This window comes from Pseudobdellovibrionaceae bacterium, assembly GCA_015163855.1.
Lineage (GTDB): Bacteria > Bdellovibrionota > Bdellovibrionia > Bdellovibrionales > UBA1609 > JAAOIH01.
This window is the reverse complement of record JAAOIK010000042.1, coordinates 1-2,235: the sequence shown is the minus strand read 5'-3', so window position 1 is coordinate 2,235 and position 2,235 is coordinate 1. Positions and strand designations below refer to the sequence as shown.

General features: G+C 36.5%; 3 protein-coding genes. 1 reads left to right on the top strand and 2 read right to left on the bottom strand.

Features of this window, described 5'->3' with window-relative positions; all coding sequences use genetic code 11:
- Positions 1-192: 192 nt before the first annotated feature.
- Both HAW63_05250 and HAW63_05245 read right to left on the bottom strand, forming a co-directional pair.
- Positions 193-1,023 carry a ParA family protein gene (locus HAW63_05250; GenBank protein ID MBE8163375.1) on the bottom strand — a complete coding sequence of 277 codons (831 nt, stop codon included), beginning with the start codon at positions 1,021-1,023 and terminating at the stop codon, positions 193-195.
- 138 nt (positions 1,024-1,161) lie between these two features.
- Complete coding sequence (locus HAW63_05245; protein ID MBE8163374.1) at positions 1,162-1,845, bottom strand: hypothetical protein; 684 nt, start codon at positions 1,843-1,845, stop codon at positions 1,162-1,164.
- A gap of 189 nt (positions 1,846-2,034) precedes the next feature.
- On the opposite strand from HAW63_05245, the gene HAW63_05240 reads away from it, so the two are divergent.
- Positions 2,035-2,235, top strand: a 201-nt coding sequence (locus tag HAW63_05240; GenBank protein MBE8163373.1) for a prepilin-type N-terminal cleavage/methylation domain-containing protein, incomplete at its 3' end; no start/stop codon positions are given.

Here is a 2,235-nt window from a genome sequence, read left to right as displayed (position 1 = left end):
CAATAACGAAGTTAAACCCCTGCCCAAAGACCCTTGTGGTTTTTTTACTTTTCCCTTAGAACTTTCTTTAGACATAACTAGCTCTCCTGTTTTGTTTGTCTTTACCCGTCTGTTTTGTTTGCCTTTACCTTAGTCCTTTATCAGACTATTCAAAAAATGCTTTTTTCTAGACTTTTGTTTCCTTTTGCCTATTCAAATCAGCCCCGCCTCTGTTCTTTCTTTGGGTGCCTGCTCTGCAAACTCATTTAATCGTGCATTTAGCTGAACAAAACGGTTATCTACCTCTTTAGCTAAGGCAATATAACGCTCGGCGCCAATTGATTGCGGTGCATACTCTATAATAGACTTTCCATAGCTAGGTGCTTCGCTAAGGCGTACATTTCTTGTGATTACTGTGTTAAATACCTTGTTAGAAAAGTGTTTCTTTACATCTCTAACCACTTGGTGGCTTAAATTATTTCTTGTATCAAACATGGTTAACACAATTCCCAACAAAGCTAAGTTGGGGTTAAAATTGTTTTTAATAATCCCTGCAGTATTTAATAACTGGCTTAAGCCTTCTAGGGCATAATACTCACATTGCAATGGCACCATAAAATAATTAGAGGCGGTAAAGGCGTTTAAAGTTAATAAGCCTAAAGAAGGAGGACAGTCTATTAAGATATAGTCATACTCTGCCGATACACTAGACAGTGCCTGTTTTAAAAATATCTCTTTTTTGTCTTTTTGATATAAAAAGGGTTCAACCCCAACTAAGCCCGCGTTAGAGGGAACAATAAAAAGCTGTGGCAAATTAGCAGAGTAGGTGGCCTCAAAAACGCTGCATTCGCCCATTAGTGCATGATATAAATTAGCATTGTCATAGTTTTTTACTCCCAAGCCCGAAGAAGCATTGCCCTGAGGGTCTAAGTCTACAATTAAAACTTTTTTCTTAAAACTAGCTAGTGCCGCCCCTAAATTAACCGTCGTAGTGGTTTTTCCCACTCCGCCTTTTTGATTAGACATGCAAATAATTTGAGCCAAAACAGCCTCCGCAAAGATATTTTCCGCTTTTGTTCCATGTGGAACAATTAAAAATACTTTAGCCCCTCGCAGAAAAAAATCAAGACTTGCGTGCCATGTAAAAAGAAAACTTAGTACTAAAGGCTAGCTTTAAAAATATTATTTAAGCATTTTGCGGGGGGTTGATCGTATGATAAAAAAATCTTGCCCATTGTGGGGAAGCTGGTATTTTCCCACCACTTTATGATAAAAATCACCTAGCTTATTTGTTCCACATGGAACATTTTTTTCTGTAAACGCTACAGGTGGCTTGATAATCTCCCTTTCCCAGTGCAGTGACTTAAAATGATAAGCTTCAAAGCCTTGAGGGCAAGCTTTTGCGTATAAATCTAAAGCCTTGGGTATAGAAGAAAAGGCCCTAGAAACAAATAGGGCAGGGTGGCTTAAGTTTAAATTTTCTACTCTGGCACAAATTATTTCCACATTGCTTAGCTTCATTTTAAAGGCACAGTGCTCTATAAATTCTGCCTTCCGTTTATCTGACTCCACTAATTTAATCGACCTTTGCGCATCTAAACTGGCCAAAATCAAGCCGGGAAATCCATTTCCAGAGCCTACATCGTAAAGCTCTAAAAAGGGGGTATCTTTTAAAATTAACTGTGCCCCTAAAACAGAATCTAAAAAATGCACACTTTCTATATTTGCAATGGTGCTTGGCGAAACAAGATTTATTTTGCCATTAAATTTAATAATTTCTTCACTCATCGCAAAAAGGCGTTCTTGGGTTTTTTCTTCTGTAAGTGTTTGATATAAAACAGGAAATTGTAATTTAAAGTTTTTCATAAGCCAGCGCCTTTAAAAGAAGGGTTAGGGTGTTGTGGTTGGCAAGTTTACTAAGGTTTTGTTTCTCTTTAAAAAGCTAATTAACACATTATTAATTAAGTTTCTTTGTTTAATTACCGATAAATAAGTAGTAAAGTTGTGACTGTAATACCTTACTTTGTTGTTGATAGTAAAGTAAACAAAGGCAAAATGCATTTATTAAATTTTAAAGCCTTTTCTTTAATAGAGCTAATGGTTGTGGTGGTTATCATTGGAATACTCGCCTCTATTGCCATTCCTTCTTATACCAGCTTTCAATTAAAGGCCCAGGATCTAGAGGCAAAAGTATTTATGGCCTCTATTTATATGGCAGAAAAAGCTTATCATGCAGAGTTTGAGGAATATAATTCT